Here is a 24881-nt window from a genome sequence, read left to right as displayed (position 1 = left end):
CCGTCCGCTTCATGCGCCGGTTATTTGACGGAGTTGTTACGGTTCTTCGTCAGTTCCGTGAAATCGCAGATGCTAAAATGCGGCGCGCCGGGCGTATCTGTCAGATCGTTCGGCGCGCCTGAGACGTGTTTAAATATCAAGGTTTTCGGCGAAGGCCGCACGCTCCTGGATGAAGCGGAAGCGGGCCTCGGGTTTGGTGCCCATCAGATCGTCGACGGCGCTGCGCGTGCCCTCGAAATCCACCTCGTCGATCAGCACCCGGAGCAAGGTGCGCTTGGCCGGGTCCATGGTGGTTTCCTTGAGCTGGGCGGGCATCATCTCGCCGAGACCTTTGAAGCGGCTGATCTCCACCTTGGCCTTGCCCTTGAATTCCGTCTGCATCAGCTCGGCACGATGATTGTCGTCGCGCGCATAGGCGGACTTCGCCCCTTGGGTGATCTTGTAGAGCGGCGGCACGGCGAGGAAGAGATGGCCGCCACGCACCAGTTCCGGCATTTCCTGGTAGAAGAAGGTGATAAGCAGCGAGGCGATATGGGCGCCGTCGACATCGGCATCGGTCATGACAATGATACGCTCGTAGCGCAGATCTTCCTGCCGGTATTTCGAGCGCGTACCGCAGCCAAGCGCCTGGATGAGATCGGCGAGCTGCTGGTTTGCACCGAACTTCTCGCGGCCGGCGCTGGCGACGTTGAGGATCTTGCCGCGGAGCGGAAGGATCGCCTGGTTGGCGCGGTTGCGCGCCTGCTTGGCCGAACCTCCTGCCGAATCGCCCTCGACGATGAAGAGTTCGGCGCCTTCGGCGGTATTCTGCGAGCAGTCGGCGAGCTTGCCGGGCAGGCGCAGCTTGCGCACCGCCGTCTTGCGATTGACTTCTTTTTCCTTGCGGCGGCGAAGGCGCTCCTCGGCGCGCTCGATCACCCAGTCGAGCAGCTTGGCCGCCTCGTTCGGGTTGTCGGCGAGATAGTGGTCGAAGGGATCGCGCAGCGCGTTCTCGACGATGCGCTGGGCCTCGACGGTCGCAAGCTTGTCCTTGGTCTGGCCGACGAATTCCGGCTCGCGGATGAAGACCGACAGCATGCCGACGGCGGAGATCATCACGTCGTCGGTGGTGATCTGGGCGGCGCGCTTGTTCTGCGTCAGCTCGGCATAGGCCTTCAGCCCCTTGGTCAGCGCGATGCGCAGGCCGGCCTCATGGGTGCCGCCTTCCGGAGTCGGGATGGTATTGCAATAGGAATGCACCTGCGGATCGCCGCCATACCAGGTGATCGCCCATTCCATCGAGCCGTGGCCGCTGGCCTTCTCGGTCTTGCCGGCGAAGATCTCGCGGGTGACGGTGAATTCCTTGCCCATCGTCGCCTGGAGATAGTCTTTCAGGCCGCCGGGGAAGTGGAAGGTGGCCTTGTCGGGCACCTCCGACCCCTCAGGCAGTACGCCAGGCTCGCAGCTCCAGCGAATCTCGACGCCGCCGAACAGATAGGCCTTGGAGCGCGCCATGCGAAAGACGCGAGCGGCCTCGAACTTCATGTGCTCCCCGAAGATCTGGGGATCGGGATGGAAGCGCACGCGGGTGCCGCGGCGATTGTGGACGTCGCCCAGTTCTTCGAGTCCGCCCTGCGGCAGGCCGCGGGAAAAGCGCTGGCGGTAAAGCTTGCGGTTTCGCGCTACCTCGACTTCGAGGAAGTCGGAGAGCGCATTGACCACCGACACGCCGACGCCATGCAGGCCGCCCGAAGTCTCATAGGCCTTGCCGTCGAATTTGCCGCCAGCATGCAGCTTGGTCATGATGACTTCGAGTGTCGACTTGCCGGGGACCTGCGGATGGTTTTCGACCGGAATGCCGCGGCCGTTGTCCGAGACGGTGAGATAGCCCTGCAGGTCGAGATGCACCTCGATGAAATTGGCGTGTCCCGCGACCGCTTCGTCCATCGCGTTGTCGATGACTTCGGCGAAGAGGTGATGCAGCGCCTTTTCGTCGGTGCCGCCGATATACATGCCAGGACGCATGCGCACCGGCTCGAGACCTTCCAGAACCCGGATCGAGGAGGCGCCATAGTCATCCGCGTTCGAGGCGACGAGTGCTGGGCGCGCCGCCGCCGAGGGCACGGTCGTCAAGGGAGCGGCCGCCGGCGGACGTTCGCTCGGCGCGGCGGGCTTCTGCGCCTCCTCGCGTTTTTCGGAAAGGGGCAGTCCGGAAAAAAGGTCGTTGCTGTCGTCCATGGAGCCGTTCAGATCTTTATCCTGTCTCGAGCTGGCATCCGCCGCCGGCCCAAAATCACCGCATTTCACGTCACGTTTGCGAATCAGGCAGATTCTGCCAGAAAGCACCTCTATACGCGACACCGCCTCTTTTGGCGGCCTTTGAGACATGATTTGCGTTGCCGGGCGCGGAATGGCAAGCGGCGGCAGGCTTCAGGAAACCATCCGCATGCGAATGTCCACAAGTCATTGCACTGTTTTCACCGCAATTGCGGCGTTTTTCTTGTCAGCAGCCGTTCTTTCCGCCGGCGGACCGGCACGGGCGGCCGACGTCCTGCCGCCTTTCAAGGACGATTTGTTCTCGACGCAGACTGTGCTGCAGACGAGCGACGGCGGCGCCTCCGAGGTGATCGACTACGACGAGATGCGCGATATCAACGGCCGCGACCAGATTCCGGAGAAGCGGGCGCAGCAGAAATATGTGTCGCTCGGCATCCGCAAGACCCAGGCGGACGAAACCCTCTCGCTCGACGGCATCAGGCTCGATGTCACCAGGGTGGGACCATCTCAGAATGCCGCCTTCACGGTGATTTTCATTCACGGCCGCGATGGCGACCGCCGGCTCGGGGCCAATGATTACAGCTTCGGCGGCAATTTCAACCGGCTGAAGAACCTCGTCGCCGGCAATGGCGGGGTCTATTATTCGCCGACGGTCAGGAGCTTCGACAGCAACGGCGTTGCCGCGATCGAAGAACTGATCCGTTATGCCAGCGCGCAATCGCCCGGCCGGCCGATCGTGCTTTCCTGCGCTTCGATGGGCAGTCAGATTTGCTGGGGCGTTGCGCGTGACGGCGACAGTGTCAAGCGGCTGAAGGGCATGCTTGTTATGAGCGGTGTCACCGATCCCGATTTCACCAGGAGCGCGTTTTACAAGGCGAAACTGCCGCTCTGGTTCGCGCATGGCAGCCGCGATCCGGTCTACGCCGCCGCCGACCAGCAGGCGCTGTTCGAGAGCCTGCAAAAGGCGAAATATCCGACGCATTTCACGTTGTTTCAGACCGGAAACCACGGAACGCCGATCCGGATGATCGACTGGCGGAGGGTTCTGAACTGGGTTCTCGGCCGCTGACGAAGGATTTCGGCAAAAAATATGCGAGATCGCAGAGATTCCCGTTACGTCAGAGGCATGATGCTTTCCTTTGCCGCAAGCTTTTGATAATGCGGCCAGGGATATGAAGTTTGTGGAAGGCCGGCATGACACCTGACGTGCGCCCGCTGGTGGCGGGAAATTGGAAAATGAACGGCACGCGTGCCTCCCTGGATCAGATCAAGGCGATCGCCGAGGGTGTTCGTCCGCCGTTCGCCGAAAAGGTCGAGGCGCTGATCTGCCCGCCGACGACGCTGCTCTACGTGGCAACCGCGCTCTGCACCGACAGCCCGCTTGCGATCGGCGCGCAGGACTGCCACCAGAAGCCGTCCGGCGCGCATACCGGCGACATATCGGCCGAGATGATCGCCGATAGCTTCGGCACCTATGTGATCGTCGGCCATTCCGAACGGCGCACCGACCACGCCGAGACGGACCATCTGGTCCGCGCCAAGGCGGAGGCGGCTTTCGCCTCCGATCTCACTGCGATCATCTGCATCGGCGAGACGGCCGAAGAACGCCGCGCCGGGCAGGAACTTGACGTCATCAAGCGCCAGCTTTCCGCCTCGGTTCCCGATGCCGCAACCGCCGAGAATACAGTCATCGCCTACGAGCCGATCTGGGCGATCGGCACTGGTGTCACGCCGACATCGGGGGATGTTGAGAAGGCGCATGCCTTCATGCGTGCGGAGCTCGTGTCCCGCTTCGGCGACGAAGGCCGTAAGATGCGGCTTCTCTATGGCGGCTCGGTCAAGCCCGCCAATGCCGGGGAACTGCTTGGCATCGCCAATGTTGACGGCGCGCTGATCGGTGGAGCGAGCTTGAAAGCTGCCGACTTCCTCGCCATCTACCGGGCCTATGAGGCGCTGCTCGCCTGACGCGTTGTTCATAGCTCGGTTTATTCCGGCAGAAGGGCTTGGAATAGGCGAGAGCCTCATGTAAAGAGCCGCCAGAATTCTTATTTATGTCCGTCTCCAGACGGGCAGGACTGGACCCATGCAGACAGTATTGATTGTCATCCATCTCATGATCGTGCTCGCCCTCGTCGGCGTCGTGCTCATCCAGCGCTCGGAAGGCGGCGGCCTCGGCATCGGCGGCGGTTCGGGCTTCATGTCGGCCCGCGGGACGGCCAATGCGCTGACTCGCACGACCGCGATCCTTGCGACCTTGTTCTTCCTCACCTCGCTCGGCCTCGGCATACTGACGCGTTACGAGGGTCGTCCGAGCGACATTCTCAACCGCATCCCCGCGACGAGCGGCCAGGGCAACGGCATTCTCGATTCGCTCGGCGGCGGTGCACAGACCCCGGCGAACCAGCCGGCCGGCAACGGTGTTCCAAGCAGCGGTGCGGCTGCGCCCGCACAGCAGGCTCCGGCCGCGCAAGCTCCCGCAGCAGAGGCTCCGGCAGCCACCGCGCCTTCAACGACAGCTCCGGCAGCGTCTGCCCCGGCAACGCCCGCAGCTCCGGCCGCGCCGGCGCCGGCTCAGCCTTCCGGCGTCCCGACGGGACAGTAAACCGGACTTCGACATAAACCGCCGGCAGGCCCTCGGGTCTGCCGGTTTTCTTTTGTTCAGATTCCCGCGCCACCCTCCGAAAATTCCGGAAAAGAATTTTTGGGGCTGGCGGAATCGTTTTTGAAAAGGTATCCGGTGAAGCCCATGGCGCGATACGTATTCATCACTGGCGGCGTGGTTTCCTCCCTCGGAAAAGGAATTGCGGCCGCGGCTCTCGGAGCGTTGCTGCAGGCCCGTGGATATCGGGTCCGGCTTCGCAAGCTCGACCCTTATCTGAACGTGGACCCGGGCACGATGAGCCCGACCCAGCACGGCGAGGTCTTCGTCACCGACGATGGCGCGGAAACCGATCTCGATCTCGGCCATTACGAACGCTTCACCGGGCGTTCGGCGACCAAGACCGACAACATCACCACCGGCCGCATCTACAAGAACATCATCGACAAGGAACGCCGCGGCGACTATCTCGGCGCGACGGTGCAGGTCATCCCGCACGTCACCAACGAGATCAAGGATTTCGTCACCGAGGGCAATCAGGACTACGACTTCGTCATTTGCGAGATCGGCGGCACGGTCGGCGACATCGAGGCAATGCCCTTCATGGAAGCGATCCGCCAGCTCGGCAACGACCTGCCGCGTGGCACCGCCGTCTACGTCCATCTGACGCTGATGCCTTACATTCCGGCGGCCGGCGAGCTCAAGACCAAGCCGACCCAGCATTCGGTGAAGGAGCTGCAGGCGCTTGGGATTCACCCCGATATCCTGCTTGTGCGCGCCGACCGCGAAATTCCGGAAGCCGAGCGCCGCAAGCTCTCGCTGTTCTGCAACGTGCGTCCGTCGGCCGTCATCCAGGCGCTTGATGTGGCCAACATCTACGACGTGCCGATGGCCTACCACAAGGAAGGACTCGACGACGAAGTGCTGGCCGCTTTCGGCATCGAGCCGGCGCCGAAGCCGCGTCTCGACCAGTGGGAAGAGGTCTGCAATCGCATCCGTACGCCGGAAGGCGAGGTGACGATCGCGATCGTCGGCAAATATACCGGCCTCAAGGACGCCTATAAGTCGCTGATCGAGGCGCTGCATCACGGCGGCATTGCCAATCGCGTCAAGGTCAAGCTCGAATGGATCGAGTCGGAGGTCTTCGAGAAGGAAGATCCCGCACCCTATCTCGAAAAGGTGCATGGCATCCTGGTGCCCGGCGGCTTCGGCGAGCGCGGCTCAGAGGGCAAGATCCATGCGGCGCGCTTTGCCCGCGAACGAAAAGTGCCTTATTTCGGCATCTGCTTCGGCATGCAGATGGCCGTCATCGAAGCGGCGCGCAATCTTGCCGATGTGCCGGATGCGTCATCGACCGAGTTCGGCCCGGCGAAGGAGCCTGTGGTCGGCCTGATGACTGAATGGGTCAAGGGCAATGAATTGCAAAAGCGCACGGCGGCCGGCGATCTCGGTGGCACCATGCGTCTTGGCGCCTACAAGGCGGCGCTGAAGAAGGGCACGAAGATCTCGGATATCTACGGCTCGACGGATATTTCCGAGCGTCATCGCCACCGTTACGAGGTCAACATCGACTACAAGGACCGGCTCGAGAGCTGCGGCCTCGTCTTCTCCGGCATGTCGCCCGATGGCGTGCTGCCGGAGACGATCGAATATCCCGACCATCCGTGGTTCATCGGCGTGCAGTATCACCCGGAACTGAAGAGCCGGCCGCTCGACCCGCATCCACTGTTTGCGAGCTTCATCGAAGCGGCGACCGAACAGAGCCGTCTCGTCTGACGCATGCGGCGCCAGATCGCGCGGTTATGCGCGATCTGGCTAATCCGCCATTCCAATTTCAGGCAGCGGCCGGCAACGGCCCGATATAGACCGAACGCGGCCGGATCAGCCGGCCGTCGAGCGCCTGTTCGCGGGCATGCGCCAGCCATCCGACCGTACGGCCGATTGCAAAGACACCGGTGAAGGCCTGACGCGGGAAGCCGAGCGCCTCGAGCAGCAGCGCGGTATAGAATTCGACATTGACGTCGAGCGGCCGGTTGGGCTTGCGCGCTTTCAGGATTGCCAATGCGGCGGCTTCCACCGCTTCGGCGAGTTCGCCGCGGGCGCTGTCGATCTGGCCTGATGAGATCAAAGGCTTCAGAGCGCCTTTCAGCGCGTCGGCGCGCGGGTCGCGAACGCGGTAGATGCGGTGGCCGAAGCCCATCAGCCTCTCGCCGCGATCGAGTGCATCCGCAAGCCATGTGCCGGCATTACCAGGCGTTCCTACGGCATCCAGCATATCGAGGACGGGACCAGGCGCACCGCCATGCAGCGGCCCCTTCAGTGCGCTCAACGCCGCCAGAACCGAAGAGGTGAGGCCGGCCTGCGTCGAGGCGACAACCCGCGATGCGAAGGTCGAGGCGTTGAGGCCATGATCTGATATCGTCACGAGATAGGCGTCGAGTGCCGCCGTCTGCTCCCTGGTCGGCAATCGTCCGGTCAGCATGCGCAGGATATCGACCGCTTGCGGCAGCGAGGCGTCGGGCGCGATCGGCTTCTGCCCGCGCTGCAGCCTGAGAATCGCCGGCAGGAAGACTGCCGGTGCTGCCAGAAGGGCGAGGGCGGTGTCGAAATCCTCACCATCCGCCAGCCTGGCGATCAGCGCGCGCATCGCATCGACCGGCGGCAGGGCGATCAAGGCGGCGTCGGCGGCTTTGATATTGGCGAAAACCTTCGTTCGTGCCTGTGCCAGCCAGTCGCGCAAGAGCGCCTCATCGAAGCTTCGCTCCATCAACCCGTCGAGCAGCAGTGCAGCGACGCGCTCATAGGTGCCGTCTGCGACCAGATGATCCAGCGATACGCCGCGGATGATCAGTCGACCCGCTTCGCCATCGACATCCGACAGCTGCGTTTCGGCGGCAATGACATCTTCCAAGCCGTTTTTCATATGGGTTTCTCCTTTACGGCTCGAATGATCCGACCTAGTTTCATTGACGTCAATCTTGACGCAATTGATCAATGTGAGGCCGTGATGTCGTGGCTGACTGCCGAGGAGGCGCTGCAGGCGCTGAAGACCAAACCGCAGACGCTCTACGCCAATGTCAGCCGAGGGCGCATTCGCGCCAAGCCTGATCCCGCCGATCCGCGCCGCAGCCTCTATCACGCTGCCGACGTGCGGCGGCTTGCAGATCGCCATGCCGGCCGCCGCAAGGCCGAAACCGTCGCGGCCGAGACGATCCGCTGGGGCGATCCCGTGCTTTCCTCGGCAATCTCCACCGTTTCGGGCGGACGCCTTTTCTATCGCGGAAAGGATGTGGCCGATCTCGCCGAGACGGCGACGCTGGAGCAGACGGCGGCATTGCTTTGGAACGGAGCGGAAACGCCCGCCTCCGCTACCGCGGCCGCGCATGGCCCTCCATCGCTTCAGGCCGCGTTCCTGGCGCTTGCAGGGCGGGTGACATTGGACCTGCCGTCGCTTGGCCGCTCGCCGGCGGCACTCCGGCGCGAGGCGCACGGGATTCTCGCCACGATCGCAGATGCGCTGGCGCCAGGCGCTTCGGACCGGCCGCTGCATCTCAGGCTTGCGGCAAGCTGGCAGCGGCCGGAGGCCAGCGATTGCCTGCGTCGCGCCCTGGTGCTGCTTGCCGATCATGAACTCAACGCCTCGGCCTTTGCGGCACGAGTCACCGCCTCATCGGGTGCGGCACTGTCGGCCGCCGTGCTTTCCGGCCTGGCGACGCTGACGGGACCGCTGCATGGCGCCGCCTGGCAGGGCGTCGATGCATTGATCGAGGCGGCTTGCACCCTCGGTCCGGCGCAGGCGATCCGCCGTACCCTTGCCCAGGGTAATCGCTTATCCGCCTTCGGTCACCCGCTCTATCCGGACGGCGATATCAGGGCGCTGGCGCTGCTTTCGCGATTTCCACTGCCGCCTGAGTTCGCCGAGGTCAGGGATAGGGGCGAGGAGATCGTCGGGGAAAAGGTCAATATCGATTTCGCACTTGCCGCGATGGCGGCCGCCTTCGATCTGCCGAGAGAGGCGCCGATCATCATTTTTTCGCTTGCACGCTGCACCGGCTGGCTTGCGCATGCGATGGAGCAGATCGAAAGCGGCGAATTGATCCGGCCACGGGCGCGTTATACCGGACCGGCGCCCCATATGAAGAGCAGCATTTGAGGATGCGCGGTCCGCTTTTTTTCGCCTATGGAAATATCCGAATTCGGCTATCATGCCTCGCATGGAAGAAGACGGTTGGCGGGCGCTTTCGCTGAAGCAGTTCCGCACGGTCACGGGGGCTTTCCATGAATATGACATTTCTCAAGCTGTTTGCCGTTGGGCTCGCTGCCGGCGTCACTCCGCATGACGCGGCACTCGCGCAATCTGCGGGCTGCGCGATCTCGCGCGATGGTGGTGCCCGCCAGACGCTCAGTTGCCCCGGCGGCGTCAAGGTGACGGCGGAGGCCGGTGCGTCTTTCCGGCTCTCCGACCGCAATCGTGACGGCAGTCCCGATTCGGCGTCGCTGCGACGCAAGGCCATCCTCGTCGATGTCGACGGCAGTCAGCACGCCGGTGGTTTCCAGGTGGTGACACCGCAGGCGATCGCTGCCGTGCGCGGCACACAATGGGCTGTCGACGCCGCAGGCGACAAGACCTCGGTCCTCGTCATCAGAGGCAGCGTGGCCGTCCGCCGGCCTGCCGGCGAGCCGGTGGTGCTGTCACCGGGCGAGGGCGTCGATGTCAGCAGCGGAACCGAGCCGCTGGTTGTGCGCCGCTGGCCAGCACCGCGTGTCGCCGCCCTTCTCGCCCGGCTCGGCCAATAAATGCCATGAGTCATCGCCTGCTGACTGTGATCGCGCTGCTGGTCGCCGGTCTTTGGGGCGCGGCGCTCGGCTATCTCAATCTCAATGGCGGGATAGGCCTTCTCGATCGGATGGAGGCCTCGCTTGCCGACATTCGCAGCATCGTCGTCGGAGCGAAGACGCCGCCTCCCGTCGTCTCGATCATCGCGATCGACGACCGTACGGCGGCGGCCCACGGCTATCCCCTGGACCGGGCGACGCTGGCGCGTCTGGTCAATGCAATCAACGCTATGAAGCCGAAAGCTCTGGCGCTCGACATCCTGCTCTTCGATCCGGGACCGGAGGGGGGCGATGCAGCACTGACCGCTGCCCTTGGAGAGGGACCGAGCGTGATTGCGGCGGCGGCCACCTTTGCGCAGAGCCGGCAGCAGGTCACCGAATTGGCGGACGATCCGCTTGCCGCCATCCCCGAGGCAGATCAGCTTCTCTTGCCGCTTCCCCGCTTTGCCAGCGCGGCCGCAGTCGGTGTCGTCAATGTCGCCACCGACCAGACCGGCACGCCGCGTTTCATTCCACTTATCTCGCGCGCCGCAGACCGGCTGGATCCGGCTTTTCCGCTGCGAGCCGCCTCGGTGGCGCTCGGTGTCGACCCAACGATTGAGCGCGATGCGATCATGCTCGGAGTATTGCGCATTCCCACGGATATGGGCCAGCGCCTGCCGGTGACCTTCTATGGCCGGCGCGGCAGCATCGCCACGTCAAGCGCCGCCGATGCGCTCGAAGGCAAGCTGGCGGCGGATGCGGTGACCGGCCGCATCGTCGTCATCGGCTCGACCGTCACCGGCGGCGGCGACGTCTTCCCGACGCCGTTCGATCCCGTCATGCCGGGCGTCGAAGTGATGTCGACCGCGATCACCCATCTCGTCACCGGCGACGGCATGGTGCGGGACCACGGGACCAGGCTGATCGATGCCGGCACCGCCGTCGGGCTGTCGGTCATGCTGGTTTCGCTGACCGCCTGGCGGCGCAGTGCTGCGGGCTACGCCATCATCGTGCTGGCGCTGATCGTCTGGGCGATGCTCAATCTGGCGGCCTTTGCGCATGGCTATTGGCTGAGTGCCGCCCTGCCGATTGCCGCAGCGCTGCCGCCGGCGCTGATCTTCGGCGCAGCCGAGCTCTGGCTCGACCGCGGCCGCGCCCGCCATTTCGCCGAACAGAGCGCGCTACTGCAGCGCATCGAGGCGCCGGGCCTCGGCGAATGGCTGGCGCGCCATCCGAATTTCCTTGCCGCGCCGGTGCGCCAGAACGCGGCCGTCGTCTTCATCGATCTCTCGGGCTTCACCGGCCTCAGCGAAAATGTAGGACCGGTCAAGGTGAGCGAGGTGCTGAGCGGCTTTTTCGAAATCATCGACGAGGAGGCACGCGCTCATGGCGGCGCCATCACCAGCTTCATGGGCGACGGGGCGATGATCCTGTTTGGCCTACCGGAAGCCGCCGACGACGATGCCGCCCGAGCCATCGACTGCGCGGTCAGGCTCTGCGAGCGCACCCGCGCCTGGCTTCGAACGCAGGGGGGCTTTGCCGGGAAGAACATCGGTTTCAAGGTTGGCGCCCATTGCGGGCCGATCGTCGCCTCGCGGCTCGGCTCCGGCGACAGGCAGCAGATCACGGCGGCGGGCGATACGGTGAACGTCGGAAGCCGCCTGATGGAGGTTGCCGCCCGCCATGGCGTGGAGTTGGCGCTCAGCGCCGAAATCGTCGGCGCCGCAGGCCCGGACAGCGTGCTCCTCAAATCAGGCCGGATCGAAGGGCCGCTGGAAACGGAACTGCGCGGCCGGACGAGCCATATCGACGCCTGGCTGTGGCGCAGCCGCGCGCTTTGACAATCGCCGCGGGAGCGGCTAGGAACGGCGCAAACACCTGCCGGCTGGCTCCGGCCATGGCGCATTTCGCGCCTGAAAGCTCCGAAAGATCGAACTCATGACAGAATTCAACGGCGTCGTTCCGGCGATCGCCAAGGCGTTGCAGAAGCGCGGTTACGCCGAACTTACCCCGGTACAGCAGGCGATGCTCGATCCGGCGCTTGCCGCTTCGGACGCGCTGGTCTCCGCCCAGACCGGCTCCGGCAAGACCGTCGCCTTCGGATTGGCACTGGCGCCGACGCTTCTCGACGGTAGCGAGCGCTTCGGTGCTGCCGGCGCCCCGCTTGCGCTGGTCATCGCGCCGACGCGGGAGCTTGCCCTGCAGGTGAAGCGCGAACTTGAATGGCTTTATGAAATGACCGGCGCGGTGATCGCCAGCTGCGTCGGCGGCATGGACATCCGCAGCGAGCGCCGCTCGCTCGAGCGCGGGGCCCATATCGTCGTCGGCACGCCCGGCCGACTCTGCGACCACATCCGCCGACACGCACTCGACATGTCGCAGCTGAAGGCCGCCGTGCTCGACGAGGCCGACGAGATGCTCGACCTCGGCTTCCGCGAGGACCTGGAATTCATCCTCGATTCGGCACCGGACGAGCGCCGGACGTTGATGTTTTCGGCAACCGTGCCGGCGGCAATCGCCAGACTCGCCAAGAGCTACCAGCGCAACGCCGTGCGCATCAGCACCGCGGCCGAGGAAAAGCAGCATGTCGATATCGAATATCGCGCCCTTGTCGTTGCCCCGAGCGACCGCGAGAACGCGATCATCAACGTGCTGCGCTATTACGAAGCGACCAACGCCATCGTCTTCTGTTCGACGCGTGCCGCCGTCAATCATCTGACCGCGCGCTTCAACAACCGCAATTTCTCCGTCGTGGCGCTGTCCGGCGAGCTGACGCAGAACGAGCGCAGCCACGCGCTGCAGGCGATGCGTGACGGCCGCGCCCGCGTCTGCATCGCAACCGACGTCGCCGCCCGCGGCATCGACCTGCCGGGCCTCGATCTCGTCATTCATGCCGACCTGCCGACCAATCCGGAAACCCTATTGCACCGCAGCGGCCGTACCGGCCGGGCCGGGCGCAAGGGCATCAGCGCCATGATCGTGCCGCTGAGTGCAAGGCGCAAGGCCGAGCGTTTGCTGGAGAATGCCGGCATTTCGGCGGCCTGGGCGCGGCCGCCGTCGGCCGAAGAGGTGAACGAGCGCGACGACGAGCGGCTGCTTGCCGACCCGGTCTTTCACGACGCGCCGCAGGAGGAAGAACAGAAGCTGGTGCAGCAGCTTCTCGCGAGCCACGGCGCCGACAAGCTCGCTGCCGCTTTCCTGCGTCTCTACCGCACCAACCGTTCGGCGCCGGAAGATCTGATTGAGGTTACCGTTCAGGACGATCGCAGCCGTAAGCGCCGCGACAATGCCGCCCCCTTCGAGCCGGCGCAAAAGGGCCCGCGCGAAGATTTCGGCCCGAGCGTCTGGTTCTCCGTCTCGGTCGGGCGCAAGCAGAATGCCGAGCCGCGCTGGCTGATCCCGATGCTCTGCCGCAACGGCAACGTCACGAAGCGCGAGATCGGCGCGATCAAGATGCAGCCCGAGGAAACCTATGTGGAGATCGCGGCAGCGAGCGCCGAGAGCTTCCTGAATGCGATCGGACCGAACAAGGCGCTCGAACGCGGCATCCGCGTGACGAGGCTCGCCGGCACGCCGGATTTCAGCCGCGCGCCATCACCGAAACCCTATGCCGGCAAGGCATCCCGTGACGAACGGCCGGGCGAGGCGTTCCGCGACGAACGGCCGAAGAAAAAGTTCGGCAAGGGTTCGGGCGGCGGTTATGCCGCAGCCGAGAATGGCGGCGGGGAACGGCGCGACGCCAAGCCCTGGAACAAAATGGCCGGCAAGCCCGGCTACGATGGCGCGAAATCCGACAAGCCAAGATATGACAAGCCGAAATTCGACGGCGGCAAGCATGAGGGCAAGGGCGGCGCTGGGTCGAAAGGCAAATTCTCGAAGAAGAAGCCCGGCTGATTGTGATCGCCACGTGATTTCTTGACCGGCAGGATCAGACGACGATGAAACGCTCCGGCATATGTCGCGTCGATCCGGCCGCCTTCGTCAAGGCCAATCTGCCGATCTCAGCAGTCCCCTCTATCCCCGAGATCCTGCTCCACACTGCTGGGCCTGCGAGCGGCCTCTGGCGGCTTGCCGTTCGCGGAGAAGCCAATCCGCCGCCTTACTGGGCCTATCCCTGGGCCGGCGGCGCCGTGCTTGCCCGTTATCTGCTCGACCGGCCGGAAATCGTTGCCGGCCGACGCGTCCTCGATCTCGGCGCCGGCTCCGGGCTAGTCGCGATCGCTGCAGCGAAGGCTGGAGCAGCAATGGTGACGGCGGTCGATGTCGATGCCAATGCGATTGCCGCGATCGGTCTCAACGCGACGATCAATGACGTCACGATCTCGGCACTTGCCGCCGATATCCTCGATGCGCCGCCGCCGGAAGCGACTGATCTCATTGTCGTCGGCGATCTTTTCTATGATCCCTCGCTTGCCCTGCGGGTGATGACTTTCTTGCGGCTTTGCCGGGCAAGCGGCATCGAGGTGCTGGTCGGCGATCCCGAGCGGGCCTATTTGCCCGATCGAGAACTCCGGCGAATCTCGACACAGGCGGTTGCGGACTTCGGCGCGGCCGCGAGCGGTAGCGCGGTGCAAGCGGGCGTTTTTTCGCTCTCCTGATCGGGAAGAGGCGAGACTATACGAGAAGATCCGGCCGCAATAGCAAGACCGGGCACGCTGCTCCGGCCGGCAGTTCCGGCGCATGCGGCGGGCGAATAATGAGACAGTCGGCTCGCGCAAACACCTTCATCATCGAGGAATCCTGCTTGCCGAACGGTTCGGCTAGCCAGTTACCGGCCGTGGATTTCGAAAGCCTCGCCCTGATATAGTCTTGCCGGTGATCATTGGCGCGCAGTGTGACGGCTGCTTCCACCGTCGTCTCACGTCGCACCGGCGGCAGGGAGGCGAGCTTGCGGATCAGCGGCTCGAGGAACAGCAGCGAACAGACGAGGCTTGAGACCGGATTGCCGGGCAGGCCGAGCACATGGGTTTCGCCGAAGCTTCCGACCATCAGCGGCTTGCCGGGGCGCATGGCGATGCGCCAGAAGTCGAGCTGCATGCCGGCGTCGATCAGCGTGACCTGCACCAGATCATGATCGCCGACCGACGCGCCGCCGAGCGTAACGATGACATCGGCCTTGGCATCCCGGGCCCTGTCGACCGCCGCGGTAATTTCTGCCTTATCGTCCGCCACGATGCCGAGATCGAGCACATCGGCGCCGGCTTTGCGGGCAAGGGCTGCGATACCGAAGGTATTGGAGGCGATGATCTGCGAAGGTCCGGGCTTGCTTCCGGGCGGCAGCAGTTCGTCGCCAGTTGCGAGGATGGCAATCAGCGGGCGCTTGAGAACCTCGACATCGGGCCGGTTCATGCCGGCCGCGACCGTCAGCCGGGAGAAGTCGAGCACGGTGCCGGCAGGCAGCACCGCTTCACCTTCGGCGAAATCCTGACCGCGGGGGCGCACATGCTGCCCCTGCCGCACCGGGAAGGTGGTTCTGATGCCGCCGTCGATCTTCTCCGCATCCTCCTGCAGCAGGACGCTGTCGGCGCCTGGCGGAACAGGCGCGCCGGTGAAGATACGCACGGCCTCTCCCTGGCCCACGCTTCCCCCGAAGCCGCGGCCGGCAGACGATGTGCCGATAACCTTCAACACGGCGCCCGGCTCCGGCGCGTCCTCCCGGCGCAGCGCGTAGCCATCCATGGCCGAGGCATTGAAGGGCGGCTGGGTCAGCCGCGCCGTCAAATCGGCGGCCAGCACACGGCCCTCAGCCTCGGCAAGCGGCAGCGTCTCCGACGCCGCGACAGGCTTGGCGCGGGAGAGCAGGCGGTCCAAGGCGTCGGCGACCGGCAGAAGGTTCATCTTGCCTCCGGATGACGGAAATCGCCTGATTTGCCGCCGGATTTTTCGAGCAGCCTGACGCCGCCGATTTCCATCGCCTTGTCGGCGGCCTTGGCCATGTCGTAGATCGTCAGGCAAGCGACCGAAACGGCGGTCAGCGCCTCCATCTCGACACCGGTCTTGCCAGTCAGTTTGGCGGTGGCGATGACGCGCAGTCCGGGCAGCGCGGAATCTTCCTCGATTTCGACCGTGACCTTGGTTAGCATCAGCGGATGGCAGAGCGGGATGAGATCGGCGGTGCGTTTTGCCGCCATGATGCCGGCCAGGCGCGCGGTGCCGATCACATCGCCTTTCTTGGCATTGCCCTGGCGGATGAGCGCGAGGGTTTCCGGCGCCATCTTCACATGGCCCTCGGCGGTGGCGATGCGCACCGTCTCGGCCTTATCGGAGACATCGACCATATGCGCCTCGCCGGAGGCATCGATATGGGTCAGGCCGGGCTTTGCGCCGCTCATATCATTCGGCCGCGATGGCGGCTTCGCCAAAGAGCAGCGCACGGGTGGCGGCCGCCACGTCGTCCTTGCGCATCAGGCTTTCGCCGACAAGGAAGGTATTGATGTCGACGGCCTGCAGGCGCTGGCAATCGGCATGGGTGAAGATGCCGCTTTCGCCGACGAGCAGCCGGTCTGCCGGCACCATAGAGGCAAGCGTCTCGCTGACCGTCAGGCTGACGTCGAAAGTGCGCAGATTGCGGTTGTTGATGCCGATAAGCGACGAGGATAGCTTCAGCGCCCGTTCCATTTCCGGCGCGTCGTGAACCTCGACCAGCACATCCATGCCGAGCGAGAAAGCTTCGTCCTGCAGACGCTCCGCATCGTCATCGCTCAGCGACGCCATGATCAGCAGAATGCAGTCGGCACCCCAGGCGCGCGCCTCGTGGACCTGATAGGTCTCGAACATGAAATCCTTGCGCAGCGCCGGCAGGGCGCAGGCAGCACGGGCCGCCGTCAGGAATTCCGGTGCACCCTGAAAGCTCGGCGTGTCGGTGAGCACGGACAGGCAGGCCGCGCCGCCGGCTTCATAGGCCTTTGCCAGCGCCGGCGGATCGAAGTCCGGGCGGATCAGCCCCTTGGATGGGCTTGCCTTTTTGATCTCCGCGATGAGACCGAACTGGCCGGCCTCACGCTTGGCAACAAGCGCCTTATGGAAACAGCGGGGCGCTGACTGATCGGCCTGCATCGCCTTTAAATCGGCAAGCGACACCGCAGCCTTGGCGGCGGCGATTTCCTCGCGCTTATAGAGTTCGATCTTCTTCAGGATATCGGTCATCGGCCAATCCTAATCGATATCGTTGGAAACGGCGATGAGTTTGTCGAGGGCGAGCGCCGTGGCGCCGCTATCCAGCGAATGCGCAGCAAGCGCCATGCCGTCGCGGATCGTCTCGGCCTTGCCGGCGATGACCAGCGAGGCTGCCGCGTTGGCAAGCGACACATCGCGATACGCATTCCGGGCGCCGCTCAGAACCTGCCGGAGCGCTGCAGCGTTGGCTACACCGTCGCCGCCCTTGATATCGGCGAGCACGCAGGGGCTGACGCCGAAATCGGCGGGCGACAGCTCGAAGCTGCGGATCTTGCCGTCTTCGAGCGCTGCGACCTTGGTGATGCCGGTCGTGGTGATTTCGTCGAGGCCATCGCCATGGACTACCCAGACGCATTCCGAGCCAAGATCGCGCATGACTTCGGCGAGCGGCACCAGCCACTGCGGCGAGAAGACGCCGAGCAACTGGCGACGGACGCCGGCCGGATTGGAGAGCGGCCCAAGCAGGTTGAAGATGGTGCGCGTGCCGAGTTCAACGCGGGAGGGGCCGACATGGCGCATGGCGGAATGATGCAGCTGGGCGAACATGAAGCCGACGCCGGCTTCCGCAATGCAGCGCGTGATGATCTCGGGACCGACATCGATATTGACGCCGAGTGCGGCCAGATTGTCCGCCGCGCCCGATTTCGAGCTCAGCGCCCGATTGCCGTGTTTGGCGACGGGCACACCGGCGCCGGCCACGATCAGCGCCGCCAGCGTCGAAATATTATAGGTGCCGCTGGCGTCGCCGCCGGTGCCGACGATGTCGATCGCATCGGCCGGCGCCTCGACGGTCAGCATTTTCGACCGCATCGTGGTGACGGCGCCGACGATCTCGTCGACGGTTTCGCCGCGCACGCGCAGCGCCATCAGGAAGCCACCGATCTGCGAGGGCGTTGCCTGGCCCGACATCAGGATGTCGAAGGCGGCACGGGCCTCGTCACGCGTCAGCGGCTCGCGGCTCGCGGCCTTGGCCAGGAACGGCTTCAGATCGGTCATAAAACCTCCTAGCGGACCGTCGCCTGTTCGGCGAGCGTCTGGTTGATCGAAGCCCCATACTGCGTCTGCAGGAGGTTGACCATCTGATCGAGAATATCATCGCCGGCGGCATTAGCCATGGCGGTGAGCTGGGCATCGCGGTTGTTCAGCACGTCGCTGGTCGGCTGGCTGTTGACCTCGGTGACCTTCATCAGGATCTGCGTCGAGGGATCGGCGCCGACCGCGCTCGCAACCGTATCGACCGGGCCGGAGAAGGCGGCCTTGACTGCGGCTCGTCCGAGAACCGGATCATCGGTGGAGCGGGTGATGCCGCTCTTGCTTTCGACGGCAATGCCGAGCGGCGCCGCGATATCGGCAAGGGCTACGCCCTTTTGCGCCTCGGCCTTCAATTCGTCGGCCTTCTTGGCGAGTTCGGCCTTCTGCTGCTCCGCCGTCCAGTCTTCGACGGCTTTCTCGCGCACCTCCGCGATCGGGCGGTCCCGGTCCGGTGTGATTTCGCGGACGTTGAACCAGACATAGCCGTCATTGCCGATCGGAAGCGGAGAGGCATCGACGCCGACCTCGGTCTTGAAGGCTTCGCCGAGCAGCTGCTGCTTGGCGGGAAGATCCTTGACCTCTTTGCCGTCCTTGTCGGCGCCGGTCGCATCGACGGCGTCGATGGTCACCGCCTTGAGCTTCAGCTGACCGGCGATATCTTCGAGCGTGGAGCCGCCGGCGCGCATATCCTCGATACGGTCATGAACATTGATCACTTCCTGAGAAGCGTTGGAGAGCGCCAGCTGCTTGCGGATGTCTTCCTTCACCTCGTCGAAATTCTTGACAGTTTCCGGCTTGATGTTGGTGATGCGCAGGATGACCGGGCCGAACGAGCCGTCGACGACCGGCGTCGTGCCGCCATCCTTCGACACCGCAAAGGCGGCATCGGCGACGGCCTGGTCGGGAACCTTGTCCTTGGTGAACTCGCCGAGCAGCACGTCGCTTGCCGTCTTGCCCTGGTCGGTGACCAGCTGGTCGAAGCTGGTGCCGCTCCTCAGCGCCGTTTCGGCGGCGGTGGCGAGATCCTTGCTGGTGAAGGTCAGCTGTTCGATCGTCCGGCTTTCCGGCGTGCGATAACTATCCTTGCCCTTCTCGAAAGCTTCGCGGATCTGGTCGTCGGTAACGGTCGCGGCATCGGCGATATCGGCCGGCTGCAGCTTGAGATAGGTGATCTTGCGATATTCCGGCGCGCGGTAGCGCTGCTTGACGCCTTCGAACCAGCTCGCCAGCACGTCATCGGCGGGGGCCTTGATCGGCTCGATATTTGCGTTGGTCAGCAGCAGATAGTCAACGCTGCGGCTTTCGTCGCCATAGAGCTTCAGTGCGTCGATCAGCGTCTTCGGCGCGGCAAAGCCGTTGGAAACGGCATCGACGATCTGGCTGCGGACGGCGACCTTGCTGCGCTCCTTGATGTAATCGTCCTGCCGGATGTTCGCATTGCGCAGGCGCGAAACGAACAGCTCGCGATCGAACTGGCCGTTGACGGCCTTGAAGGCCGGATCGTCGCCAATCAGCTGGGCGAGACGATCCTCGGACAATCCGAGGTTCATATCTTCGGCGAGCTGGTCGAGTGAGGCGCCGGCAACGAGCTGTGACAGCACCTGCTGCTCGATTCCGAAGGCGCGGGCCTGCTCGGGCGTAAGGCGCATGCCGAACTGCTGGCCGATGTTTGCCACCTGACGCTGATAGGCAAGCTGGAATTCGGTGACCCCCACCTTCTGATCGCCGACAGTCACGACCGTGGTGCTGCTGCCGCCTGATATCAGCTCGCGCGATATGCCCCAGATGCCGAAAGAGGCCACCAGGAGAAGCAGGAGCAACTTGGCAACCCAGGTCTGAGCAGCTCTTCTCAGAAGATGGAACATGGAAACGCAAACCTCGCAGCATTTATTGACCCGCGCACGGGCAGACATTCGACGTTCCTTAAAACAAAGCCGACAGGAAATGAAGGGTTGTCACGCGAAAAGCTGCGGATGGCCGCGAGGGCGACGCAAGGCGTTGATGGCGAACAAAAGATCGGCTCCCGGCGGAACCTTTCGGGCCGCCATTTCGTTGAAGCGGCATCCCATGAAACAGGAGCAGACCATGGCAGAAATGAAAACCGCTTCCGCCGAATCCACCGCTGCGCGCGTCAAGGCGGATATCGCAGCAGACGATCTGTCGGCGCAGGTCACGGCACTCCGTGAAGATCTCTCCAGATTGACGGACAGTGTGCGGGCGCTGGGGCAGGGGGCAAAGTCGGTGGTTACGGACGAAGCTTCGCTGATGACGGAACGGCTGCGCGACAAGGTTCGCGAAGAACCGATCATGGCGCTCGCGATAACGGCAGGCGTAGCCTATCTTTTCGGCCTGCTGAGCCGCCGCTGAACATGGAATTCGGGACAGAAAAGCCGGACGCAAGGCGCGCCCGGCTTTTAGTCATGTCTGCCAGTTGCGCCTCGACAATCAGCGGCGGATGGCACGGCCGATGAAGATCAGAATGCAGGCGCCGATGAAGCCGGTGATCAGGTAACCAAGCCATCCCGCCAACGGCTGGATGTGCAGCAGACCCAGGATCCAGTTGGCGACGATCGCGCCGACGATGCCGAGCAATATGTTCATGAGCACGCCCATATTGCTGCTCATGACCTTTTCTGCCAGCCATCCGGCGATGCCGCCGATGATGATGGCCGCAATCCAACCCACGCCTGCGTTTTCCATAGTGATCCCTCCTGGTGAAACGACTCGCAAGAATGCACGAAACGAAAGAAAGTTCCACTCCTGGAGGAACTTAAGCACTCAAGGATGCAGCACGGTGACGGGTGTTTCCAGCAGGTAAGCGACGAGTTGGAACATTAGCCCGCTTAGCGCAAGAATTGCGAAGCCGAAAGGCATGATCAGGCTTTTGCTAAACATTCTCTCCTCTCCTTTTTTAAATAAAGCATAAGCCGAAGTGCGTGTTACGCAAGGTTATTACTAACAATTGGTTAAGTGCGATATTTAAGTAAAATGATAGATTTCAGGGAACGGTCGCGAAATCCCGGAGGTATGAGGAGGAAATACACGGACGACTGGCATCCAAATCACTTTCCTTCCAACAATTCTACATTTCGGAGAGCTTTAACTCGAGTAATCCGTTTCTTGACGGAACAGGGAGCGGCCGGATGCACCAATTCGGCGCAGGTGCTGCGTTATGTCCGGCCGCCGGCGGATTGATTTTGGCTCGGAGTGCGTCATTTTTCCGGGGGTTCGTTCAATCAGGGAAAATCTCGATGCCAAAAGCTGCAATCGCCATCGCCTGCTGCCTCTGCCTGCTTACGCTCTCCGGCTGCGGCAATACCGCATACGGGCTGAAGAAGGATGGACAGGAGGCGAGCCACGCAATGGATAATGCGACCCATCGGGTGCTTTCGGCCGGCGCCAATAGGTAATGGCGGCTGCCGGCGACACGCGGCAAATCTTGCATGAAAAAAGCCCGCCTGGGGTGAGGCGGGCTTAGCACAACAGAGAGAATGGACGGACGAAAACCGTCCCGACTGATACAGCATTTCCTTAAAGGCGCCGCTGTACGTCATTCGACGTAACCGCGACCGAAAGGTTCCGGCAGCGGCGTCAGAATCGGGTCAGAAGTTGCCCCAATTCTGAGCGCGGGCACGGGCGCGAATAATCCGGTATTCGCGACCGCCATAGAGCGAACCGATGGTCAGCAGAAGCGTCAGAACGTCCCAGATGATATGCATGTTATCCTCTCAGGTTGGACGGCTCTGCCGTCGATCGGTGAAGGTACAATAGCAATCTTTCGAAACTGCTTATATGACAAGAAATCGGGATGAGCAGGCAAAGGAGCAGGGCGCTTGCGGCGTCTGATAAGACGCGCGGCGCTGCAGGAGCAGCAACGTGAACAAATCAGCCGGCGCCAGTCCATGACGATTTTCTCCGTTCGCCACATCACGTCCTATCGTTACCGCCGGGAGGTCGATTTCGGCGAGCATCGCCTGATGTTCCGGCCGCGCGACAGTTTCGACCAGCGGCTGATCGAGGCGTCGCTGACCACCTATCCGGAGCAAAGCCATGTGCGCTGGATCCACGATGTTTTCGGCAATTGCGTGGCGCTCGTCGATTTTTCGCGGCCGTCGGTGGAGCTTCGTTTCGAAACCTGGATCACACTCGATCATACGCCGCAGTTCGGCCCGGACATTCGGATCGACGAGGCGGCGCTGACCTATCCTTTCTCCTACGACAAGGACGAAATCGCCGATCTTGCGCCGGCGATGCAGCGCCATTATCCGGATTCGGGCGATGAGGTCGGCCGCTGGGCGCGCCAGTTCGTGCGCATGGGGCACCCGACAGAGACCGGGCACCTGCTGATGACGCTCTGTTATGCCATTCGCGAAAGCTTTGTCTATGCACGTCGCCAGGAACATGGAACGCAAACGCCGCTGCAGACCTTGCGGCTTCGCTCCGGCACCTGCCGGGATTTCGCGCTTCTGATGATGGAGGCGGCACGCTCGCTCGGCCTGGCGGCGCGGTTCGTCACCGGTTACGTCTACGTTCCCGACCGGGACGGCTCGACCGTGCTCGGCGGCGGCTCCACGCATGCCTGGTGCCAGGTCTATCTTCCCGGGGCCGGTTGGGCTGAGTTCGATCCGACCAACGGCATCGTCGGCAACCGCGATCTCATTCGTGTGGCCGTTGCCCGCGACCCGCGCCAGGCAATTCCTTTGAGCGGCAGCTATGACGGGGAGGGGACGGATTTCGAGGGCATGACGGTGCAGGTCAACGTGACCACGCGGCAGTCATGGATTACCGAGGGGTAATGATGCATTGCCCCGGGGAATTGCATCGCGGGAACCGGGTTGGTGCGATCGACGTTCCATTCTCACCTCCGCCCATGCCGGGAGGGACGAGGAAGCCACAATGAAGATACGCGCCGGGTTTCATCTGGGCTATGAATGCATACAGCCGACGCCGATGCTGCTGGTCCTCAACATTCATCCCTCCCGTCGCGCCGATCTTCTGAGCGAGCAGGTCCTGACATTCGACCGGCCGATCGAAGCGTGGGAATATACCGATGGCTTCGGCAATGCCTGCAGCCGGATCGTCGCTCCGCCGGGACTGACGACGATTTCCACCGAGTTCGAGATCTATGACACCGGGCAGGCCGACATCGTTCCCGTCCAGGCGGTGCAGCACGCGATCAAGGATCTGCCCGACGAAGTGCTCGTCTTCCTGCTCGGCAGCCGTTACTGCGACACAGACAGGCTTTCGGATTTCGCCTGGGCGACCTTCTCATCAACGCCGCTCGGCTGGGCGCGCGTGCAGGCGATCTGCGATTTCGTGCATGACCACATCACCTTCGATTATCAGAAGGCCGACGTTCTCAGAACCGCGCATGGCGGCTTTACCGACAAGAGCGGCGTCTGCCGCGACTTCGCCCATCTCGCCATTGCACTCTGTCGATGCATGAATATTCCTGCCAGATATTGCACCGGTTATCTCGGTGATATCGGCGTTCCCGCCGATCCAAATCCAATGGATTTCAGCGCCTGGTTCGAGGTCTTTCTCGGCGGGCACTGGCATACGGTCGATGCCCGCCACAACACCCCGCGTATCGGCAGAATTCTGATGGCGACAGGCCGAGATGCCACCGACGTCGCGATGTCGACGGCTTTCGGCCCGGCGACGCTTTCCCGCTTCGAGGTGATCACCGAGGAAGTGCCGTAAGTTGCGGCCACGGAGCCATAGGCTACCGCAGGTAGATCCTACGCCTTCTTCAGGAACTCCGTTTTCAGCACGAGGCCTTTGACCTGCTTGGTGTTGCACTCGATCTCGCCGGGATTGTCGGTCAGGCGAATGCCTTTGACCAAGGTCCCACGCTTCAGCGTCTCCGAGGTGCCCTTGACCTTGAGGTCTTTGATCAACGTCACGGAATCGCCGTCGTGAAGCTGGGTTCCGTTGCTGTCCTTTACAATAATGTCTTCGGCCATGATATCCTCGCTTGGTGATGCGGGAGGGGAAATCACGACGACAGGGGAGAGTCAATCACCAGTCCCGTCCCGTCCGATCTCGTTCTCCTGCCTCCGCGGCTGAACAGACCTCACGAACACAGCTGCGCAGCCAGCGATGCGCGGGATCGGCATCCATCCTCGGGTGCCAAAGCAACGAAACCGTGAGCTCCGGCGTCGGAACGGGAAGGGGGAAACTGTGCATTCCCGCCCGCAAGGCCGCCGTGTGGCGTTCAGGAACGCTGGCGACCAGGTCCGAGGCGCGGGCGAGCGCCAGTGCCGTGGAAAAGCCGCCGACGACGGTGGCGACCTGCCGTTCCAGCCCGAGCGCATTCAGAGCGTCGTCGATCGCTCCTTTGTCGAACCCGCGCCGCGAGACCGCAATATGGCCGCCGGCCGCGTAACGGGAGGGCGTGATCTCATCGCGGCAAAGCGGGTGGCCGGTGCGCACGACGCCGATGAAGCGGTCGCGGAACAAGGCCTGCGCCCGCACCTCCGGTCCCATCGTCTCGCCGACGACACCGGTTTCCAGATCGACGCTTCCGTCACGCAACGGCGCGCTGTCCTTGTCCGGTTTCTGCATGAAGCGCAGCCGCACGCCAGGGGCTTGCTTGCCGAGGCGAGCGATGAGATCGGGGCCGAAGCTTTCGGCAAAACCTTCGCTGGCGCGCAGCGTGAATGTCCGGACGAGCCGACCGAGATCAAGCGCTTCGGCAGGACGCAGAACCGCCCGAGCATCCTCGACGATGCGGCCGACCCGCTCGCGCAGCTCGAGCGCCCGGGGTGTCGGAACCAGGCCGCGGCCGGCACGCACCAGCAGCGGATCGCCCGTGGCCTCGCGCAATCGCGCCAGCGCCCGGCTCATGGCCGATGGGCTGAGCCGCAGCCTCGCGGCCGCACGGGCGACGCTGCCTTCGGCGAGCAAGACATCAAGGGTGACAAGCAGGTTGAGGTCAGGAGTCAACATGCATGCGGTATAACATGATTTCAGAGTGATATGGCGCCAGCCGCATGAA

Annotated in this window: 23 protein-coding genes; 13 read left to right on the top strand and 10 right to left on the bottom strand. The window is 63.5% G+C overall.

The genetic code is table 11. The annotated features are described in order from the left end of the window. Positions 1-129: 129 nt before the first annotated feature. On the bottom strand, positions 130-2217 hold the full coding sequence (gene parE / locus HJC00_RS27885) for a DNA topoisomerase IV subunit B (RefSeq protein WP_221164968.1): 2088 nt from the start codon (positions 2215-2217) through the stop codon (positions 130-132). 208 nt (positions 2218-2425) lie between these two features. Here parE and HJC00_RS27880 point away from each other — a divergent pair, with 208 nt between their 5' ends. The 4 genes from HJC00_RS27880 to HJC00_RS27865 all read left to right on the top strand — a co-directional run bounded on the left by HJC00_RS27880 (position 2426) and on the right by HJC00_RS27865 (position 6631). Beyond that, on the top strand, positions 2426-3325 hold the full coding sequence (locus HJC00_RS27880; RefSeq protein WP_221164967.1) for an alpha/beta hydrolase: 900 nt from the start codon (positions 2426-2428) through the stop codon (positions 3323-3325). Between the two features lie 125 nt (positions 3326-3450). Next, positions 3451-4221 carry a triose-phosphate isomerase gene (gene tpiA / locus HJC00_RS27875; protein WP_221147712.1) on the top strand — a complete coding sequence of 257 codons (771 nt, stop codon included), beginning with the start codon at positions 3451-3453 and terminating at the stop codon, positions 4219-4221. A gap of 118 nt (positions 4222-4339) precedes the next feature. Beyond that, positions 4340-4858 carry a preprotein translocase subunit SecG gene (gene secG, locus HJC00_RS27870; protein ID WP_221156411.1) on the top strand — a complete coding sequence of 173 codons (519 nt, stop codon included), beginning with the start codon at positions 4340-4342 and terminating at the stop codon, positions 4856-4858. Positions 4859-5002: 144 nt separating this feature from the next. Further along, entirely contained in the window at positions 5003-6631 is a 1629-nt protein-coding gene (locus HJC00_RS27865; protein ID WP_064806148.1) for a CTP synthase, read from the top strand. A 58-nt stretch (positions 6632-6689) separates the two neighbouring features. Here HJC00_RS27865 and HJC00_RS27860 read toward each other — a convergent pair whose 3' ends face one another. Further along, positions 6690-7778 (bottom strand): citrate synthase/methylcitrate synthase, encoded by a 1089-nt coding sequence (locus HJC00_RS27860; protein WP_221164966.1) that lies wholly within the window; start codon positions 7776-7778, stop codon positions 6690-6692. 84 nt (positions 7779-7862) lie between these two features. On the opposite strand from HJC00_RS27860, the gene HJC00_RS27855 reads away from it, so the two are divergent. The 5 genes from HJC00_RS27855 (at position 7863) to HJC00_RS27835 (ending at position 14271) form a co-directional block, all read left to right on the top strand. After that, a complete protein-coding gene (locus tag HJC00_RS27855; protein ID WP_210631255.1) occupies positions 7863-9008 on the top strand; it encodes a citrate synthase in 1146 nt (381 codons plus the stop codon). 125 nt (positions 9009-9133) lie between these two features. Next, on the top strand, positions 9134-9652 hold the full coding sequence (locus tag HJC00_RS27850) for a FecR domain-containing protein (protein WP_210631256.1): 519 nt from the start codon (positions 9134-9136) through the stop codon (positions 9650-9652). A 5-nt stretch (positions 9653-9657) separates the two neighbouring features. Next, the gene (locus tag HJC00_RS27845) at positions 9658-11514 is read left to right on the top strand and encodes a CHASE2 domain-containing protein (RefSeq protein ID WP_221156409.1); all 1857 of its coding nucleotides are present in this window, start codon (positions 9658-9660) and stop codon (positions 11512-11514) included. 97 nt (positions 11515-11611) lie between these two features. Continuing rightward, positions 11612-13567 carry a DEAD/DEAH box helicase gene (locus HJC00_RS27840; RefSeq protein WP_210631258.1) on the top strand — a complete coding sequence of 652 codons (1956 nt, stop codon included), beginning with the start codon at positions 11612-11614 and terminating at the stop codon, positions 13565-13567. Between the two features lie 44 nt (positions 13568-13611). Continuing rightward, the gene (locus HJC00_RS27835; RefSeq protein ID WP_221164965.1) at positions 13612-14271 is read left to right on the top strand and encodes a methyltransferase; all 660 of its coding nucleotides are present in this window, start codon (positions 13612-13614) and stop codon (positions 14269-14271) included. 16 nt (positions 14272-14287) lie between these two features. On the opposite strand, the gene glp is transcribed toward HJC00_RS27835, so the two are convergent. From glp to HJC00_RS27810, 5 genes are read right to left on the bottom strand one after another with little or no spacing between them, the layout of a single operon-like run. Continuing rightward, positions 14288-15511 carry a gephyrin-like molybdotransferase Glp gene (gene glp, locus HJC00_RS27830; protein ID WP_221164964.1) on the bottom strand — a complete coding sequence of 408 codons (1224 nt, stop codon included), beginning with the start codon at positions 15509-15511 and terminating at the stop codon, positions 14288-14290. After that, complete coding sequence (moaC, locus tag HJC00_RS27825; RefSeq protein WP_221147707.1) at positions 15508-16005, bottom strand: cyclic pyranopterin monophosphate synthase MoaC; 498 nt, start codon at positions 16003-16005, stop codon at positions 15508-15510. The genes glp and moaC overlap by 4 nt, the downstream gene beginning before the upstream one ends. A gap of 1 nt (position 16006) precedes the next feature. Continuing rightward, positions 16007-16819, bottom strand: a complete 813-nt coding sequence (trpC, locus tag HJC00_RS27820; RefSeq protein ID WP_221164963.1) for an indole-3-glycerol phosphate synthase TrpC — start codon at positions 16817-16819, stop codon at positions 16007-16009. 9 nt (positions 16820-16828) lie between these two features. Then, positions 16829-17845 (bottom strand): anthranilate phosphoribosyltransferase, encoded by a 1017-nt coding sequence (gene trpD / locus HJC00_RS27815; RefSeq protein ID WP_221164962.1) that lies wholly within the window; start codon positions 17843-17845, stop codon positions 16829-16831. 8 nt (positions 17846-17853) lie between these two features. Beyond that, positions 17854-19746, bottom strand: a complete 1893-nt coding sequence (locus HJC00_RS27810) for a peptidylprolyl isomerase (RefSeq protein WP_221147704.1) — start codon at positions 19744-19746, stop codon at positions 17854-17856. Positions 19747-19966: 220 nt separating this feature from the next. Here HJC00_RS27810 and HJC00_RS27805 point away from each other — a divergent pair, with 220 nt between their 5' ends. After that, positions 19967-20248, top strand: a complete 282-nt coding sequence (locus HJC00_RS27805; RefSeq protein ID WP_184459666.1) for a hypothetical protein — start codon at positions 19967-19969, stop codon at positions 20246-20248. A gap of 78 nt (positions 20249-20326) precedes the next feature. Here the strand turns inward: HJC00_RS27805 and HJC00_RS27800 are convergent, their stop codons facing one another. Next, entirely contained in the window at positions 20327-20581 is a 255-nt protein-coding gene (locus HJC00_RS27800) for a GlsB/YeaQ/YmgE family stress response membrane protein (RefSeq protein ID WP_064802691.1), read from the bottom strand. Positions 20582-21132: 551 nt separating this feature from the next. Here HJC00_RS27800 and HJC00_RS27795 point away from each other — a divergent pair. The 3 genes from HJC00_RS27795 to HJC00_RS27785 all read left to right on the top strand — a co-directional run bounded on the left by HJC00_RS27795 (position 21133) and on the right by HJC00_RS27785 (position 23584). Beyond that, complete coding sequence (locus tag HJC00_RS27795; protein ID WP_221147703.1) at positions 21133-21291, top strand: entericidin; 159 nt, start codon at positions 21133-21135, stop codon at positions 21289-21291. Positions 21292-21783: 492 nt separating this feature from the next. Further along, positions 21784-22677, top strand: coding sequence for a transglutaminase family protein (locus HJC00_RS27790; RefSeq protein WP_210631265.1), 894 nt, complete (start codon positions 21784-21786; stop codon positions 22675-22677). A 100-nt stretch (positions 22678-22777) separates the two neighbouring features. Further along, on the top strand, positions 22778-23584 hold the full coding sequence (locus tag HJC00_RS27785) for a transglutaminase family protein (RefSeq protein WP_210631266.1): 807 nt from the start codon (positions 22778-22780) through the stop codon (positions 23582-23584). Between the two features lie 38 nt (positions 23585-23622). Here the strand turns inward: HJC00_RS27785 and HJC00_RS27780 are convergent, their stop codons facing one another. Then, positions 23623-23847: an alkylphosphonate utilization protein gene (locus HJC00_RS27780; protein WP_184459645.1), complete on the bottom strand. Its 225-nt coding sequence runs from the start codon at positions 23845-23847 to the stop codon at positions 23623-23625. Positions 23848-23902: 55 nt separating this feature from the next. Beyond that, the gene (locus tag HJC00_RS27775; RefSeq protein WP_210631267.1) at positions 23903-24832 is read right to left on the bottom strand and encodes a LysR family transcriptional regulator; all 930 of its coding nucleotides are present in this window, start codon (positions 24830-24832) and stop codon (positions 23903-23905) included. Positions 24833-24881: the final 49 nt, after the last annotated feature.

Origin of the sequence: Rhizobium sp. NLR22b (assembly GCF_019685295.1) — a bacterium.
In the GTDB taxonomy this organism is placed as follows: Bacteria; Pseudomonadota; Alphaproteobacteria; order Rhizobiales; family Rhizobiaceae; genus Rhizobium.
Note: the sequence above shows the minus strand (reverse complement) of the source record. Positions and strands in the feature narration are given on the sequence as shown.

What these genes read in the sequence shown, in the direction of transcription:
- parE (WP_221164968.1), bottom strand. Translation starts at nt 2,217, where the DNA reads ATGGACGACAGCAACGACCTTTTTTCCGGACTGCCCCTTTCCGAAAAA.
- HJC00_RS27880 (WP_221164967.1), top strand. Translation starts at nt 2,426, where the DNA reads ATGCGAATGTCCACAAGTCATTGCACTGTTTTCACCGCAATTGCGGCG.
- tpiA (WP_221147712.1), top strand. Translation starts at nt 3,451, where the DNA reads ATGACACCTGACGTGCGCCCGCTGGTGGCGGGAAATTGGAAAATGAAC.
- secG (WP_221156411.1), top strand. Translation starts at nt 4,340, where the DNA reads ATGCAGACAGTATTGATTGTCATCCATCTCATGATCGTGCTCGCCCTC.
- HJC00_RS27865 (WP_064806148.1), top strand. Translation starts at nt 5,003, where the DNA reads ATGGCGCGATACGTATTCATCACTGGCGGCGTGGTTTCCTCCCTCGGA.
- HJC00_RS27860 (WP_221164966.1), bottom strand. Translation starts at nt 7,778, where the DNA reads ATGAAAAACGGCTTGGAAGATGTCATTGCCGCCGAAACGCAGCTGTCG.
- HJC00_RS27855 (WP_210631255.1), top strand. Translation starts at nt 7,863, where the DNA reads ATGTCGTGGCTGACTGCCGAGGAGGCGCTGCAGGCGCTGAAGACCAAA.
- HJC00_RS27850 (WP_210631256.1), top strand. Translation starts at nt 9,134, where the DNA reads ATGAATATGACATTTCTCAAGCTGTTTGCCGTTGGGCTCGCTGCCGGC.
- HJC00_RS27845 (WP_221156409.1), top strand. Translation starts at nt 9,658, where the DNA reads ATGAGTCATCGCCTGCTGACTGTGATCGCGCTGCTGGTCGCCGGTCTT.
- HJC00_RS27840 (WP_210631258.1), top strand. Translation starts at nt 11,612, where the DNA reads ATGACAGAATTCAACGGCGTCGTTCCGGCGATCGCCAAGGCGTTGCAG.
- HJC00_RS27835 (WP_221164965.1), top strand. Translation starts at nt 13,612, where the DNA reads ATGAAACGCTCCGGCATATGTCGCGTCGATCCGGCCGCCTTCGTCAAG.
- glp (WP_221164964.1), bottom strand. Translation starts at nt 15,511, where the DNA reads ATGAACCTTCTGCCGGTCGCCGACGCCTTGGACCGCCTGCTCTCCCGC.
- moaC (WP_221147707.1), bottom strand. Translation starts at nt 16,005, where the DNA reads ATGAGCGGCGCAAAGCCCGGCCTGACCCATATCGATGCCTCCGGCGAG.
- trpC (WP_221164963.1), bottom strand. Translation starts at nt 16,819, where the DNA reads ATGACCGATATCCTGAAGAAGATCGAACTCTATAAGCGCGAGGAAATC.
- trpD (WP_221164962.1), bottom strand. Translation starts at nt 17,845, where the DNA reads ATGACCGATCTGAAGCCGTTCCTGGCCAAGGCCGCGAGCCGCGAGCCG.
- HJC00_RS27810 (WP_221147704.1), bottom strand. Translation starts at nt 19,746, where the DNA reads ATGTTCCATCTTCTGAGAAGAGCTGCTCAGACCTGGGTTGCCAAGTTG.
- HJC00_RS27805 (WP_184459666.1), top strand. Translation starts at nt 19,967, where the DNA reads ATGGCAGAAATGAAAACCGCTTCCGCCGAATCCACCGCTGCGCGCGTC.
- HJC00_RS27800 (WP_064802691.1), bottom strand. Translation starts at nt 20,581, where the DNA reads ATGGAAAACGCAGGCGTGGGTTGGATTGCGGCCATCATCATCGGCGGC.
- HJC00_RS27795 (WP_221147703.1), top strand. Translation starts at nt 21,133, where the DNA reads ATGCCAAAAGCTGCAATCGCCATCGCCTGCTGCCTCTGCCTGCTTACG.
- HJC00_RS27790 (WP_210631265.1), top strand. Translation starts at nt 21,784, where the DNA reads ATGACGATTTTCTCCGTTCGCCACATCACGTCCTATCGTTACCGCCGG.
- HJC00_RS27785 (WP_210631266.1), top strand. Translation starts at nt 22,778, where the DNA reads ATGAAGATACGCGCCGGGTTTCATCTGGGCTATGAATGCATACAGCCG.
- HJC00_RS27780 (WP_184459645.1), bottom strand. Translation starts at nt 23,847, where the DNA reads ATGGCCGAAGACATTATTGTAAAGGACAGCAACGGAACCCAGCTTCAC.
- HJC00_RS27775 (WP_210631267.1), bottom strand. Translation starts at nt 24,832, where the DNA reads ATGTTGACTCCTGACCTCAACCTGCTTGTCACCCTTGATGTCTTGCTC.